Genomic DNA, 14,627 nt, shown 5'->3' with positions numbered 1-14,627 from the left:
GATCTCCAGGTCTGTGGTGCGCGGACGGGTCAGCGGACGCGGGTGCGGGAGCCGCAGCCCAGCAGGTAGGAGCGCGTGCGGGTGGCGATGGGCAGCGGGACGTCGAAGGAGGAGACGGGGTACATGTCCTGCTCGACGATGCCGAAGACCGGCCGGTCCAGCTTCTCCACCTCCGCGATGACCTCCGCGAGGTCCGGCAGACCGGCGGGCGGCTCGACCATGACACCGGCGAGGTTGGCCGCGGCCCAGGTCAGGTTCTCCCGGCGCACGCGTTCGAGGACCACGGGGTCGATCTGCTTCAGGTGCAGGTAGCCGATCCGCTCGGGGTAGCGGCGGATGAGGTCCACGGAGGACGCTCCCCCGTACTCGGCATGGCCGGTGTCCAGGCAGAGGGTGACCAGCTCGGGGTCGGTGCGCTGCAGGAAGGTCTCGATGTCGGGCTGGCCGCACACGTGGGAGTCGGCGTGGGAGTGGAACTGCTGCTGCAGACCGAAGTCCTCGCGCAGCACCTTCCCCAGCCGGTCGTGGCCCTCGCACAGCGCGTTCCACTGCTCGGTGCTCAGGTGCTCGTTCTCGAGCGCCTGACCCGTCACGTCGTCCCGCCACATGGCCGGGATCACCACGATGTGCTCGCCGCCCATGGCGGCAGTCAGCTCGGAGACCTTCCGCGCGGGCTCCCACGCCTCCTGCCACTGGCCGGCGCCGCGGTGGAACGCCGTGAAGACGGTGCCCGCCGAGACCTTCAGGTTGCGCTGGGCGAGCTCGTCGGCGAGCCGGGCGGGGTCCGTGGGCAGGTAGCCGTAGGGACCCAGCTCGATCCAGGAGTAGCCCGCCTCGGCGACCTCGTCGAGGAAGCGCTCCCAGGGGGTCTGCTTCGGGTCGTCGGCGAACCACACGCCCCAGGAGTCGGGGGCGGTGCCGATGAGGACGGGGTTCTGCTGCTGTGCCGCCGCGCCGGCGGTCGTGGAGGTCGCGCTTTGCTGCGCCATGGTGCCCTGCTTTCTGGTGCTGGACCGGCGTCACGGTGCGGATCCCGTGCGCCCGGCCGATCAGTGGTCCGGATCACAACCAGAATACGACATCAGGTCAGTTTGTAAAGACATACCGTCTAACTGCGCGCCCGGCGATCCCCGAGACCCGATTCGTGGCCACCGGAGGGGGCAAGGGACGCCCATCAGGTCTATTCTTTGTCGTAATGTGTTGACATACTTTCGAGCATGGTGGAACAGTCATCCACCACGTGCCATCCACCGGAAGGACCCACCCGTGCCCCTCGTGCGCATCGACGTCACCGAAGACCGTCGAACCCCCGAACAGCTCCGCGAGCTCGCCGACACCGTCCAGGACGTCATGCTCGACACCTTCGCGGCCCCGCCCCGCGACCGCTACCAGATCATCACCGAGCACCGGCCCGGCCAGATCATCGCCGAGGACACCGGCCTCGGCTTCACCCGCACCGACGACCTCGTCATCGTCCAGGTGGTCCAGCAGGGCCGCAGCGAGGCCCAGAAGCAGGCCATGTACCGGGCCCTGGCCGACCGCCTCCGCGCCCGCACCGGGCTGGACCCGCAGGACCTCATCGTCTCCGTCACCGAGAACACCCGCGAGGACTGGTCCTTCGGCGAGGGCGTCGCGCAGTTCCTCGAAGGCCGGCTCTGACTCCTCGGCCGGCTCGGCGCACAGGGAAGGCCCCGTCCACGGTGTTCGCGGACGGGGCCTTCCCCGGGTGCTGGGTCGACGGGCCGGAGCCCGCCGGATCACTTCGTCTCGAAGATCTCCCGCATCAGCTGGGCGGTCTCGGACGGGGTCTTGCCGACCTTCACGCCCGCGGCCTCGAGGGCCTCCTTCTTGGCCTGCGCCGTGCCCGAGGAGCCGGAGACGATGGCGCCGGCGTGGCCCATGGTCTTGCCCTCGGGAGCGGTGAAGCCGGCGACGTAGCCGACGACCGGCTTGGAGACGTTCGCCTTGATGAAGTCCGCGGCGCGCTCCTCGGCGTCGCCGCCGATCTCGCCGATCATCACGATGGCCTCGGTCTCGGGGTCCGCCTCGAACGCCTCGAGGGCGTCGATGTGGGTGGTGCCGATGACCGGGTCGCCGCCGATTCCGATGGCGGTGGTGAAGCCGATGTCGCGCAGCTCGTACATCATCTGGTAGGTCAGGGTGCCGGACTTGGAGACCAGGCCGATCTTGCCCTTGCCGGTGATGTTCGCCGGGGTGATGCCGACGAGCGACTCGCCCGGGGTGATGATGCCGGGGCAGTTCGGGCCGATGATGCGGGTGGTCTGCTGGCCGTCCGCACCGGTCCTCGACTTCGCGTAGGCCCAGAACTCGGCGGAGTCCTGCACCGGGATGCCCTCGGTGATGACGACCACCAGCGGGACCGAGGCGTCGATGGCCTCGATCACGGCGTCCTTCGTGAAGGCCGGCGGCACGAAGACGATCGACACGTCCGCGCCGGTCTTCTCGACGGCCTCGGCGACGGTGCCGAAGACCGGCAGCTCGACGCTGTTGCCGTCCTTGTCCTGGTGGGCCACGGTGGTGCCGGCCTTGCGGGCGTTGACGCCGCCCATGACCTGCGTCCCCGCCGCGAGCATGCGGCCGGTGTGCTTGGTGCCCTCGCCGCCGGTGATGCCCTGAACGATGACCTTGGAGTCCTTGTTCAAAAAGATTGACATTGCTGTTCGTTCCTTAGAAGTGTTCGTCCGGTCGGCGGATCAGTTGGCGGCGTGGGCGAGCTCGGCGGCCTTGTCCGCGCCCTCGTCCATGGTCTCGGCGAGGGTGACGAGCGGGTGGTTGGCGCCGGCCAGGATGCGCCGGCCCTCCTCGACGTTGTTGCCGTCCAGGCGGACCACGAGCGGCTTGTCCTCCTCGTCCCCGAGGATCTCGAGGGCCTTCACGATGCCGTTGGCCACGGCGTCGCACGCGGTGATGCCGCCGAAGACGTTGACGAACACGGACTTCACCTGCGGGTCGTTGAGGATCACGTCCAGGCCGGCGGCCATGACCTCGGCCGAGGCCCCGCCGCCGATGTCCAGGAAGTTGGCCGGCTTGACGTTTCCGTGCTTCTCGCCGGCGTAGGCGACGACGTCCAGGGTGGACATCACCAGGCCCGCGCCGTTGCCGATGATGCCGACCTCGCCGTCGAGCTTGACGTAGTTGAGGTCGTGCTCCTTGGCCTTCTCCTCGAGGGGGTCGGCGCTGGACTTGTCGGCGAGGGAGGCGTGCTCCGGCTGGCGGAACTCCGCGTTCTCGTCGAGGGTGACCTTGCCGTCGAGGGCGATGACCTGCCCGTCGCCGGTCTTCACCAGCGGGTTGACCTCGACGAGCGTGGCGTCCTCCTTCTTGAAGACGTCCCACAGCTTCACGAGCACGGGGACCACCTTCGCGGCGGTCTCGTCGTCGAACTTCGCCTCGCGGACGATCTCCTGGGCCTTGGCCTCGGTGATGCCCTCGGTCGGGACGACCTCGACGCGGGCGAGGGCCTCGGGCCGCTCGACGGCGAGCTGCTCGATCTCCACGCCGCCCTCGACGGAGCACATGGCCAGGTAGGAGCGGTTGGCGCGGTCCAGCAGGATCGAGAAGTAGTACTCCTCGGCGATGTCCGCACCCTGGGCGATCATGACGCGGTGGACGGTGTGGCCCTTGATGTCCATGCCGAGGATCTGCTGGGCGTACTCGTAGGCCTCGTCGGCGGTCTTGGCGACCTTGACGCCGCCGGCCTTGCCGCGGCCTCCGACCTTGACCTGCGCCTTCACGACGGTGACCCCGCCGATCTTCTCGGCGGCGGCCCTTGCTTCTTCGGGGGTGGTCGCGACGATGCCCTGGAGCACGGGGACGCCGTGCTTCTCGAACAGGTCGCGTGCCTGGTATTCGAACAGGTCCACGGGTGAATGCCCTTCTTCGTCGAAGTCGTGGGCGGCGGCGACCCGGGCAGTGTGCGGGTCGTCCTCCGACCTGGTGGTGAACGGAGCACTCCGCATCCTCCCGGCCGGGGCCGACAGGACGCGTCCGGGCCGTTCCGCGGAGCCGTTCCGGGCGCGGGACGTACCGGTGCACTCCCTGTACGAGACTGTAGTGCATGCTGAAACTGCGGCCACAACCGGGGACGCGCGCGTGCGGCCCGGCGATTCTTGATTGACTGGCCCCATGAGCTCTGTCGACTCCCCCGAGAACCGGGCGTTCGCCCCCGCCGATGCCGGCTTCCTCGTCTCGATCGCGACCTTCGCGTTCGTGGCCCTCGGGCTGGAGGCCGTGGTCGACGGCACGGTGCTCACCTTCACGGGCGGAATCCCCGACGTCTACCCGCTGGGCTGGCAGGTCGTCACCTGGCTGACCCTCGGCGCGGCGTGGCTCGGGATCCAGCGGGGCCTCGTGGCGTGGCTGCGCCACCGGGCGGCGGACCCCGCGGTCCCTGCGCCCTCGGACCCCTCCCCCTCGTCCGCGGTCGACCACCGGCGGACCACCACGGCCCTGGTCGTCTTCGTGCTGGCCGTCCTGCTCGGGGTGATCCTGCCCGTCTTCCTCGTGGGCGAGTGGCGCGTGCAGCCGATCCAGCTCTACCTGGACCTCTACGCGGAGTACGGCGCGGGCGCGTGGCTCGGCATGGTGGGCTTCGCCGCCTACCACGTGGGGCGGGCCCTGCTCCTCGCGCTGGTCCTGACGTGCGTGCAGCGGGCCGTGGAGCTGCGCCGGCCGGCCCCCTGGACACGGGTCGCCCCGGTGGGCGGGCTCGTCCTCGGGCTCCTGCTCGCCCTGCCCGGGCTGGTCCTGGGCGGCTGGGCCTCCGTCGCCACGGCCGTGGTCTGCTGCACGCTGCTGGGCGTGGTGCACAACCTCACCGGCAGGTCGCTGCGCTGGACGGCCCCCGCGGCCGTGGCGGTGCTGCTGTTCGTCTGACGGCGCCGACCGGGCCCTCGGTGCCGCAGGGCTCTCCGGCCCCTGCTCGGCCCGGCCTCGGGGGCGGATGTTGCGGCGATCACAAAAACTTGCCCACCGGGGTTCCTCACCCCGGTCATATGTCCTAACATAATGACATCAGGACCACTGAGACGTGCGTCACCCCTCGTGTGGCCCGTCCGCCCCGTCACCACCGTGAAGAGCGCACCGGTTGCGCCCGAGCAAAGGAACTCCCGATGGCCACCTCCTCACCCCGGGAAGCAGCCGCCGCGCTGCCTCCCCTCACGTCCGGACCGCATCGCAAGCGCCTCGGTCTCATCTCCGTCGTCGCCTGCTTCGGCGGACTGCTCTTCGGCTACGACACCGGGGTGATCAACGGCGCGCTCCGCCCGATGTCGGCCGAGCTCGGCCTCACCCCCTTCACGGAGGGCGTGGTCACCAGCTCGCTCGTCTTCGCCGCCGCCGCCGGCGCGCTGTCCGGCGGTCGCCTCTCGGACGCCTGGGGGCGCCGGAAGACCATCCTCCTGCTGGCCGTCCTCTTCTTCGTCGGCACGATGATCGTCGTCTTCACCCCCAGCTACGAGATCCTCGTGGTGGGGCGCATCTGCCTGGGCCTGGCCGTGGGCGGGGCCTCGGGCGTGGTGCCCGTCTTCCTCGCGGAACTGGCCCCCTACGAGATCCGCGGCTCGATCGCGGGCCGCAACGAGGTGGCCATCGTCATCGGCCAGCTCTCGGCGTTCGTGATCAACGCGATCATCGGCAACGTCTTCAGCGATGTCACCGGCGTGTGGCGGATCATGTTCGCGATCTCCGCCCTGCCGGCGGTGGCGCTGTTCATCGGCATGCTCCGGATGCCGGAGTCCCCGCGCTGGCTCGTCGAGAAGGGCCGGCACGCCGAAGCCCTCGAGGTGCTCAAGACGGTGCGCTCCGAAGACCGGGCGATCGCCGAGCTCGGCGAGGTCGAGCACATCACCGAGGAGGAGCGCGCCGAGAACCAGATCGGCCTGGGCGCGATCCTGACCAACAAGCACCTGGTCCGCATCATGCTCGTCGGCATCGGCCTCGGCATCGCCCAGCAGCTCACCGGCATCAACTCGATCATGTACTACGGGCAGATCGTGCTGATCGAATCGGGCTTCAGCGCGAACGCGGCCCTGATCGCCAACATCGCCCCCGGGGTCATCGCCGTGGTCGGCGGCTTCATCGCGCTCTACATGATGGACCGGCTCGACCGGCGCAAGACCTTCATGATCGGCCTCACCCTCACCACCACCTGCCACCTGCTCATCGGGATCGCCGCGATGACGCTGGACGAGGGCAACCCGCTGCGGCCCTGGGTGATCCTGGCGCTGGTGGTGGCGTTCGTGGGCTCCATGCAGACGTTCCTCAACGTCGCCGTGTGGGTGTACCTCTCCGAGGTGTTCCCCCTGCACATGCGCGGCTTCGGGATCGGCGTGTCCATCTTCGCCCTGTGGGTCGCCAACGGCGTCCTCTCGCTCTACTTCCCCTCCCTGGTCGCCGCGGTCGGCATCACCGGCACGTTCTTCCTCTTCGCCGGGGTGGGTGTGCTGGCGCTGATCTTCGTGTACACGCAGGTCCCGGAGACCAGAGGGCGCACGCTCGAGGCCCTCGAGGAGGACGTCTCGACCGGTGCGATCTACACGGTGAAGGCGAAGTCCTCCTAGGAACAGCCCGAGAGGTCAGCGGCGGGGACACCCTGTCGTGCCGAGAGCCTCCGGCCGGACGCGGTCAGGAACCACGTCCGGCCGGAGGCTCTCCGCACGTTCCGCCCCCGCCCCGCTCCCGGACGGGACCGGGGCGACGCCTGCCGGCGCGGCCTGTCCCGGGGCGCACCGGGAACCGGGGCGGCTCAGCCGACCTTCGTCAGCGGCGCGTAGCGCAGCAGCAGCCGCTTCTCGTCGGCCCCGAACCGCACCTTCGCCACGGTCTTGTCGCCGGCGCCCTCGAGGGACACCACGGTGCCCTTCCCGAACGCCGTGTGGTCCACGGTGTCGCCGACCGAGAGGCTGGGGATCTCCTTATTGGGCTGGACCCGTCCCGCCGTGGTGGCCCGGGACGGCGCCATCCGCTCGAAGGCCGCGTTCGACGCCGCGGCGGCGCCCCAGTACGAGCCTCGCATCGGGTCCCGCTGCCCGGAGCCGCCGTGCAGCGCGGAGCCCCACGACGCCGGGGCCGAGGACCCCTCGCGCTTCCAGTCGAGGAGCTCCGCCGGGATCTCGTCGAGGAACGGGCTGGCCGGGTTGTACTGGGACTGCCCCCACATGGAGCGGAACTCGGAGCGGGTGAGGTAGAGGCGCTCGCGGGCCCGGGTGAGCCCCACGTAGGCGAGCCGCCGCTCCTCCTCCATCTCCTTCTCGTCGGTGAGGGAGCGCTGGTGCGGGAACAGCCCGTGCTCCATGCCGGTCAGGAAGACCACGGGGAACTCGAGGCCCTTGGCGGTGTGCAGGGTCATGAGCGTGACCACGCCCTGGGCGCGGGCCTCGGCGACCTCCGCCGCGATCTGCTCGGCGCTCGGACCGCCCTCGGTGCCGGCGGCGGGCCGGTTCGGGATCTGGTCGGCATCGGCCACGAGGGAGACGTGCTCGAGGAACTCGGGCAGCCCGGCGTCGGGGTGGTCCCGCTCGAACTCCCGGACCACGGCCACGAGCTCCGCGAGGTTCTCGACCCGGGACTCGTCCTGGGGGTCCTGCGACTGGCGCAGCGCGGCGAGGTATCCGGACTGCTCCAGGACGGCCTCGAGGACCGTGGCGGCCCCCGAGCCCTCGGCGACCGAGGCGAGGTCGTCCATGAGCTGGACGAAGGCCTTGACCGCGTTCAGGGAGCGGGTGGCCATGCCGGGCGCCTCGTCGGCGCGGCGCAGCGCGGCCATGAAGGAGACCCGCTCACGCTCGGCGAGGGCCGCGGCGGCGCCCTCCGCACGGTCGCCGATCCCGCGCTTGGGCTCGTTGACGATCCGGCGGACGTTGATGTCGTCGTCCGGGTTCACGATCGCGCGCAGGTAGGACAGGGCGTCCTTGATCTCCTTGCGCTCGTAGAAGCGGGTGCCGCCCACCACCTTGTAGGGCAGGCCCACACGCATGAGGATCTCCTCGAGGGAGCGGGACTGCGCGTTGGTGCGGTAGAACACGGCGACGTCGCCGGGGCGGTACCCGTCCTCGTCCTGGAGACGGTCGATCTCCTCGGCGATGAAGCGGGCCTCCTCGTGCTCGTTCTCGGCGGCGTAGCCGGTGATCTTCTCGCCGCTGCCGGAAGCCGTCCACAGCCGCTTGTCCCGGCGGCCCTTGTTCTTGGCGATCACCGCGTTGGCCGCGGTGAGGATGTTCTGGGTGGACCGGTAGTTCTGCTCCAGCAGGATGGTGCGGGCCTGGGGGTAGTCCTGCTCGAAGTCGACGATGTTGCGGATGTCGGCCCCGCGGAACGCGTAGATCGACTGGTCCGAGTCGCCCACGACGGTCAGCTCGGCGGGCGGCACGAGACTCGCCCCCGGTCCGGTCCCGGCGGCGTCCGCCCCCGTCCCGACGAGCTCCCGGACCAGCGCGTACTGGGCGTGGTTGGTGTCCTGGTACTCGTCGATGAGCACGTGCCGGTACCGCCGCCGGTAGTACTCGGCGACCTGCGGGAACGCCCGGAGCATGTGCACGGTCTGGGCGATGAGGTCGTCGAAGTCCATGGCGTTGGCCGCGCGCAGCCGCTCCGTGTAGCCGCGGTAGACCTGGGCCACGGCGCTCTCGAAGGGGTCGGTCTCGGAGACCCGGGACAGGTACGTCTCGTCGTCGACGAGCTCGTTCTTCAGCGCGGAGATCCGGTGCTGGATGCTCTTGGGCGCGAAGCGCTTGGGGTCGAGGTCGTGCTGCTTGGCCACGAGGGTGAGCAGCCGCAGGGAGTCGGCGGAGTCGTAGATGGAGAAGGTCGACTTCAGGCCCACGCTGGCGGCCTCCCGCCGCAGCACACGCACGCAGAAGGAGTGGAAGGTGGAGATCGACATCGACCTTGCCGAGTCCCCCACCAGCTCCACCACGCGCTCGCGCATCTCGGCGGCGGCCTTGTTCGTGAACGTGATCGCCAGGATCTCGCCCTGGTGGGCGCGCCCGGTGGCCAGAAGGTGCGCGATCCGGTGGGTCAGCACCCGGGTCTTGCCGGAGCCGGCGCCGGCGACGATCAGCAGCGGTGAGCCGGAGTGCTCCACGGCTGCCCGCTGTGGGTCGTTGAGCCCCTCCACCAGGGCGTCGGCGGAGACGGTGCCCCGCCGCGGGCGGGTGTCGGTGCCGGGGCGGGCCACGGAAGCGGAGGGCAGGAGCGGGTTGTCGAAGAGGTAGTCCATCGTGGACCCAGTCTACCGAGGCCCGGCGACAGCCGGGCCGGGCGGGGGACGGCCCTCAGACGAAGTGCAGTTCGAGCCGGTGCCGGCCGTTGTCGTCCTCGACCCACAGCTCCGAGTCGGCGACCGTGACCCGGACGGGCCGCTTCAGCTCGATCTCGTCGTCGAACTCGACGGAGCCCTCGGTCCCTCCGCCGTAGACGGTGTCGAGCTCCCGGCTGGCCGGGTCGAGGTGCCTGATGGCGTCGTTTCCGGTGTCGGCGATCACGATGGAGCCGTCGTAGAGGATCTGCAGGTCCTCGGGGTGGTCCAGCTGGGCCACGTCCGCGGACCCGTCCGCGAACCCCGCGCCCGCCCGGCCGACCACGGTGCAGACCTGCGGGGCGCCGTCGGGCTTGTCGGTGTCGATCTCGATGCAGCGCAGGGACGAGGAGTCCCGGTCGATGAGCCACAGCGTGCCGTTGCCGTCCTCGGTGATGGAGACGGTCGCGGCGAACTTGGCCTGCGCCGCCTTCCCGTCCCGCCGCCCGGACTCGCCGGTGCCCGCGAACTCGTACAGCACGTCGGTGTACGGGTCCCATCGGAAGAGCCGGTGCAGGGAGGGCACCGCCACGATCACGGCCGAGAGCTTGTGCGACCACACCATGTCGGCGATGGGGGCGCCGCCGAGGACGGAGCAGTCCACCGTGCGGCGCACCGTCTCGTGGTCCTTCTCGAACAGCGTCAGCACGTTGCCCTCGGTCAGCCGCATGAGCAGGCCGTCCGGGAGTCCGATGGACAGTTCCATGACCGGCACCTCCGTGTCGTCCTCGTCGAGCGCCCGGTCGTCGTCGGCCGGTCCGCCCCCCGTGCGGCCCGTCAGGGCCGGTGCGGGTGGCCCCAGCCTACCCCGCGGTCCCGGCGTTGGGCGGCGGGCGCGCGCCGGATAATGGGGGCATGGGACTGACACGCGCACAGAAGGCACGCAAGCACGGCGGCACCGCGGCACCCCCGGGACCGGCCCGGGGCACCCGCCTGCACGAGGCGGCTCCCGGTGAGCTCCGCCCCGAGCCCACGAGGTCGAGCTCGGGCCTCGTGGTGGGCGTGGCCATGTCCGTCTCGGCGCTCCTGTGGCTCTGGGTGCACGCCGGGGTCCTCCCCCGGTTCGGCGCCGCCGCGGCCGGCGGGCTGACCCTGCCCGAGTGGATGCCGGGCGGTTTCGACCAGGCGCACGCCCAGCGGCTCGCCGCGGCGCTGGGCGAGGAGGGGCTCGCCCAGTACGAGGCGGTGCACGGCTCCTCCGGGCTGCTGGCGCCGCTGTTCGTGGGGCTGGCGTGGCTGCTGTTCGTGGCGGTCAACACGCAGTCCCGCGCCCGGCGGTGGCTGCGCTCGGCGGTGGTGCTCGGCTTCGCGGCCGTGTCCCTGGCCGGCAACGCGGCCATCGACGCCGCTCTCGCGGACCCCGGGGACGGGGCCGCCGTGACCACGGCGTCCGTGCTGGTGATCGCCCGCTGGGTGCTGCTCGTGCTGCTGCTCGCCGTGACCGGGGCCGTGGCCGTGGAGGCCCTGCGGCGCCGGTCGAGGACCGCCGGCGCCCCGCGGCAGGACCCGCGCTCCGGGCCGCGGGGGTGAGCCCGGCTCGGGCCGCGCGGAGGCCGCCCGGCCCCGCCGGTTCCGTTCCGGACAGCAGGACGCCCCGGACCGTGCGGTCCGGGGCGTCCGTGCGTGCCCCCGATTGGATTCGAACCAACGACACCGGCTTTAGGAGAGCCGTGCTCTATCCCCTGAGCTACGAGGGCGACGCGAACAGTCTAGGGGGTCCCCCGGACCCCTGCTAACCGGCCCCGTTAGGATCGGTCGCATGCCCGTCTACATCGATCCGCCGCTCTGGCCCGCCCACGGGACGCACTTCTCGCACCTGGTCTCCGACACGTCCTACGAGGAGCTGCACGACTTCGCGGACCGGCTGGGCGTGGCCCGGCGTGCCTTCGACCGGGACCACTACGACGTGCCGGAGAGCCTGTACCGGCGGGCGGTGGCCGCGGGCGCGGTGCCGGTCGACGGGCGGCAGCTCACGCGCCTGCTCGTGCGCAGCGGGCTGCGCGTCCCGGCGCGGGCACGCCTGGACCGGATCGCCCGGGTCCTGCTGCGGCGGTGGGCCGCCCGCTTCCCGGGGCACCCGGCGCTGGGCGAGGAGCTCGTGGACCGGTGGAGCGAGCCGCACCGGCACTACCACGGTCCCGCTCACCTGCTGGCGGTGCTCGAGGCCGTCGACCTGCTGCGGCCCGGCGTCGACCTCGATCCCGACCGGTCCGCCGCCCTGGTCCTCGCCGCGTGGTTCCACGACGCCGTCTACCGGGGCCGCCCCGGGGCGGACGAGCGGGAGTCGGCGGAGCTGGCCCGCACCCGGCTGGGCGCCGCCGGCTTCGCCGAGCCGCTCGTGGCGGAGGTCGAGCGGCTCGTCCTGCTCACCCTCGGGCACCGGGTCCCGGACGAGGACGCCGCCGGACGGGTGCTCCTGGACGCCGACCTCTCCGTGCTCGGCGCGGACCCGGACGAGTACGCCGCCTACACGGCGGGCGTGCGGAAGGAGTACGCGCACGTGCCCGGCCCGGTGTTCGCCCGGGCCCGGCTGGAGGTGCTGGAGGACCTCCGGGGCCGGCAGCCGCTGTTCCGGACCGCCGCGGCCCAGCGCCGGTGGGGTCCGGCGGCGGCCCGCAACCTCGACGAGGAGATCGACCGGCTGCGCGTGGCCGCCGAGGAATCCCCGGACGCTCCCCCGGCGGACGCCGAGGTGCTGACCATCACCGCCGTGTGCCTGCGGGACGACGACGGGGCGCTGCTGACGGTGCGCAAGCGGGGCACGGAGCGCTTCATGCTGGTGGGCGGCAAGCTCGACCCGGGCGAGTCCCCGGCGGCCGCCGCTGTGCGGGAGTCGGCGGAGGAGGTGGGGCTGCGGCTGGACGCCGCCCAGCTGCGCCCGCTCGGGGTGTTCGTGGCGCCGGCCGCGAACGAGGCGGGCACGTGGGTGCGGTGCACGGTGTTCACAGCACCTCTCACGGGGCGGCCGGTGCCGCTCGCGGAGATCGAGGAGCTGCGCTGGCAGCCCGTCGACGAGGACTCCGCCGGAGCGCTGCCCGCGGACCTGGCCCCGCTGCTGCGGGAGCATGTCATTCCGGCGCTGCGCCGCGCTCCCGAGGGTCCTCGGTCACGGTCGCAGCGTGCCGCCTCCGGTGGAGCAGGATCCCGGTGATCAGGCCGAGCACGATCCCGATGCCGCCGAAGACCGAGAGCCACATCGCGGCGTGCCCCACGAACGCGGCGACGACGAAGCCGGCCACGATGCCGGGCACCGCGCCGCCGATCATGCCGTAGGCCATGTAGGCGTACTCGCGATCCAGGCTCGTGCGGGCGTTGCGGCTGAAGTCGGTGGACATGGGCCCAGTCTATCGGCCGCCGGCGGGGCGCCGTGGTGGCCGGCGCGGTGGGCGCCGGGACGACAGCGGGTGCGCGGTTCCCGTCTGGCCGACCAGGAACCGCGCACCCGAAGCGGTGCTCTCGCGTGCGGTCAGCGCACGCGGACGAAGACGGGGCCGGAGCCCACGTTGACGCCGGAGATCGCGGTGGTCCCGCCGTTCCAGCCGCCGTGGACGGCCTTGCCGCCACCGATGTAGACCGCGATGTGGGCCGCGCCCATGCCGCCGTCGGCGTAGTAGACGAGATCGCCGGGCTGGGCCTGGCCGGCGGAGACCTGCGTGCCGAGGCTCAGGTAGGAGGCCGGCCAGCCGTGGTGGTTGATGCCGGCGGCGCGCAGCGCGTTCGTGACGAGCGCGGTGCAGTCCTGGCCCACACCGAGCTGACCCATGGCGGCGGAGGAGATGGTCGCGCCCTTGCCGGAGGCCGAGCTCTGCGGGGCGACGGTGCGCTGGGCGGCCGGAGCGGCCTGCACGGCCGGCTTCGGGGCGGGCGCGGCGGCGGGCTTCGGCGCCGGAGCCGCCTGCACGGCCGGCTTCGGAGCGGCGACCGGAGCGGCCTTCGGGGCCGGGGCGGGCTTCGGGGCCGGAGCCGCCTGCACGGCCGGCTGCGGGGCGGCGACCGGAGCGGGCGCGGCGGAGGCCTTCGGCGCCGGAGCGGCCACGGCGGGAGCCGCGACGACCGGGGTCTCGACCTTCTCCTTCTCGACCTTCTCGGTTTTCTTCTCGGCCTTCTTCTCGGTCTTCCGGTCGGACTCGGCCTTCTGCACGTGGGCGACGGGCTCGAGGGACACGGTGGGCGCCGCGGCGGGGGTGGCCGCGGCCACGGCGGACAGCGGGGCGTCGGCGGAGGCGTCCTGGGCCGGAGCGGCCTGCACGGAGACGGTGGTGGCGAGGGCCAGCCCGGAGAAGGCGGCCACGGCGGCCACGGTGCGGGCCTTGCCGGAGAAGAGCGTGCCGATGCCGTTCGAGGAGGTCAGATCACGGGTCATGAGGAGTTCAGACGACTTTCTTTCGGAGCCGGGCCTGCCGGAGGGCGCGGGAGACAGCACGGATCACCCCGGGCAGTGCGCGGGGTGGACCGGTGTCCGGCAGGGGTGCGTTCCGGGATCGGGAACGACGGCCGGGCGTGCGGAGGAGGGGGGGCCGTCCGGTCGGACAGCAGGCACCGCCGGGAACCGGGAGAGCGGTTCTCGGCTTGCGGGGTGGGGGGTGATCGGGTGCCGCCCGCGACGAGCGGGGTCGTCGCGGGCGGCGGACCGGATCAGAAGGTGTAGTAGCCGTCCAGCTGCATGGCGTTGACGGAGTGGACCTGGGTGCCCTGGGTCGGGTTGAGGGCGGAGATCATCTTGCCGCCGCCGATGTAGATGCCCACGTGGGCGCCGCCGTTCTGCGAGACGAGGTCACCGGGCTGCGGGTTGGCGGTGGGGGTGCCCGCCGCGAACTGGGACCAGGTGGTCCGGGGCAGGTCGATGCCGTTCTGGGCGAAGACCCACTGGGTGAAGCCGGAGCAGTCCCAGGCGCCGTAGGCGGTGCCGCCGTAGACGTAGCCCGCACCCTGCGCGGACATCGCGGTGCCCACGACGCCGCCGGCGGCCGGGGCGATCTCAGTGGTGGCGGTGGACTGCGGGGTGACGCTCGAGGTGGCGGCGGTCTGCTGCGGGGCCGGAGCCGGAGCCGGGGCCTCGTAGGCGGGAGCGGCGGGCTGCGCGGCGACCGGGGCCTGGTAGGTGTACGAGGAGTACTCGGCCAGCGAGGCGGAGGCCGGGGCCGAGTAGGCCGCGCCGGTCTCGACGGGAGCCTGGGCGAAGGCCTGGGCCGGGGCGACGGAGCCGATCATCGCGGCGCCGGCAGCGGCGGCGATGGTGGTGTTGCGCACGACGTGCGAGGTGGTCTCGGCACGGTGGCGGGCAGCGTTCAGCGTGAAAAGCGACATGGTT

Annotated in this window: 13 protein-coding genes and 1 tRNA gene; 5 read left to right on the top strand and 9 right to left on the bottom strand. The window is 72.0% G+C overall.

Annotation, left to right across the window (positions count from 1 at the left end; translation table 11 throughout):
* Window positions 1–29 precede the first annotated feature (29 nt).
* Window positions 30–989, bottom strand: coding sequence for a sugar phosphate isomerase/epimerase family protein (locus ACP7CD_RS12805; RefSeq protein ID WP_426120338.1), 960 nt, complete (start codon window positions 987–989; stop codon window positions 30–32).
* A gap of 277 nt (window positions 990–1,266) precedes the next feature.
* Here ACP7CD_RS12805 and ACP7CD_RS12800 point away from each other — a divergent pair, with 277 nt between their 5' ends.
* Window positions 1,267–1,659, top strand: a complete 393-nt coding sequence (locus ACP7CD_RS12800; protein ID WP_109222522.1) for a tautomerase family protein — start codon at window positions 1,267–1,269, stop codon at window positions 1,657–1,659.
* Window positions 1,660–1,757: 98 nt separating this feature from the next.
* On the opposite strand, the gene sucD is transcribed toward ACP7CD_RS12800, so the two are convergent.
* Window positions 1,758–2,675, bottom strand: coding sequence for a succinate--CoA ligase subunit alpha (sucD, locus tag ACP7CD_RS12795; protein WP_126349893.1), 918 nt, complete (start codon window positions 2,673–2,675; stop codon window positions 1,758–1,760).
* A gap of 39 nt (window positions 2,676–2,714) precedes the next feature.
* On the bottom strand, window positions 2,715–3,884 hold the full coding sequence (sucC, locus tag ACP7CD_RS12790) for an ADP-forming succinate--CoA ligase subunit beta (protein WP_017832728.1): 1,170 nt from the start codon (window positions 3,882–3,884) through the stop codon (window positions 2,715–2,717).
* A 262-nt stretch (window positions 3,885–4,146) separates the two neighbouring features.
* On the opposite strand from sucC, the gene ACP7CD_RS12785 reads away from it, so the two are divergent.
* Together ACP7CD_RS12785 and ACP7CD_RS12780 are read left to right on the top strand one after the other, a co-directional pair.
* Window positions 4,147–4,896 (top strand): hypothetical protein, encoded by a 750-nt coding sequence (locus ACP7CD_RS12785; protein ID WP_426120337.1) that lies wholly within the window; start codon window positions 4,147–4,149, stop codon window positions 4,894–4,896.
* 236 nt (window positions 4,897–5,132) lie between these two features.
* On the top strand, window positions 5,133–6,581 hold the full coding sequence (locus ACP7CD_RS12780; protein WP_426120336.1) for a sugar porter family MFS transporter: 1,449 nt from the start codon (window positions 5,133–5,135) through the stop codon (window positions 6,579–6,581).
* A 185-nt stretch (window positions 6,582–6,766) separates the two neighbouring features.
* Here ACP7CD_RS12780 and pcrA read toward each other — a convergent pair whose 3' ends face one another.
* Both pcrA and ACP7CD_RS12770 read right to left on the bottom strand, forming a co-directional pair.
* The gene (gene pcrA / locus ACP7CD_RS12775; protein WP_426120334.1) at window positions 6,767–9,238 is read right to left on the bottom strand and encodes a DNA helicase PcrA; all 2,472 of its coding nucleotides are present in this window, start codon (window positions 9,236–9,238) and stop codon (window positions 6,767–6,769) included.
* Between the two features lie 55 nt (window positions 9,239–9,293).
* Entirely contained in the window at window positions 9,294–10,022 is a 729-nt protein-coding gene (locus tag ACP7CD_RS12770; RefSeq protein WP_368796567.1) for an integrase, read from the bottom strand.
* A gap of 149 nt (window positions 10,023–10,171) precedes the next feature.
* Here ACP7CD_RS12770 and ACP7CD_RS12765 point away from each other — a divergent pair, with 149 nt between their 5' ends.
* Entirely contained in the window at window positions 10,172–10,846 is a 675-nt protein-coding gene (locus ACP7CD_RS12765; protein ID WP_426120333.1) for a hypothetical protein, read from the top strand.
* A gap of 94 nt (window positions 10,847–10,940) precedes the next feature.
* Here the strand turns inward: ACP7CD_RS12765 and ACP7CD_RS12760 are convergent.
* A tRNA-Arg gene (locus ACP7CD_RS12760) sits at window positions 10,941–11,013 on the bottom strand.
* A 62-nt stretch (window positions 11,014–11,075) separates the two neighbouring features.
* Between ACP7CD_RS12760 and ACP7CD_RS12755 the strand changes: the two genes are divergently transcribed.
* Window positions 11,076–12,467 (top strand): DUF4031 domain-containing protein, encoded by a 1,392-nt coding sequence (locus ACP7CD_RS12755; protein WP_426120332.1) that lies wholly within the window; start codon window positions 11,076–11,078, stop codon window positions 12,465–12,467.
* On the opposite strand, the gene ACP7CD_RS12750 is transcribed toward ACP7CD_RS12755, so the two are convergent.
* The 3 genes from ACP7CD_RS12750 to ACP7CD_RS12740 form a co-directional block, all read right to left on the bottom strand.
* The gene (locus ACP7CD_RS12750; RefSeq protein ID WP_368796572.1) at window positions 12,385–12,651 is read right to left on the bottom strand and encodes a hypothetical protein; all 267 of its coding nucleotides are present in this window, start codon (window positions 12,649–12,651) and stop codon (window positions 12,385–12,387) included. The two genes, ACP7CD_RS12755 and ACP7CD_RS12750, sit on opposite strands and share 83 nt — an antisense overlap.
* Before the next feature lie 131 nt (window positions 12,652–12,782).
* The gene (locus ACP7CD_RS12745; RefSeq protein ID WP_426120331.1) at window positions 12,783–13,679 is read right to left on the bottom strand and encodes an NlpC/P60 family protein; all 897 of its coding nucleotides are present in this window, start codon (window positions 13,677–13,679) and stop codon (window positions 12,783–12,785) included.
* Between the two features lie 272 nt (window positions 13,680–13,951).
* Window positions 13,952–14,623, bottom strand: coding sequence for a C40 family peptidase (locus ACP7CD_RS12740; RefSeq protein ID WP_426120330.1), 672 nt, complete (start codon window positions 14,621–14,623; stop codon window positions 13,952–13,954).
* Window positions 14,624–14,627: the final 4 nt, after the last annotated feature.

The sequence above is a fragment of the Kocuria sp. LHG3120 genome, from assembly GCF_049897445.1.
Taxonomy (GTDB): Bacteria; Actinomycetota; Actinomycetes; order Actinomycetales; family Micrococcaceae; genus Kocuria; species Kocuria rosea.
This window is presented reverse-complemented; position numbering and strand designations above follow the sequence as displayed.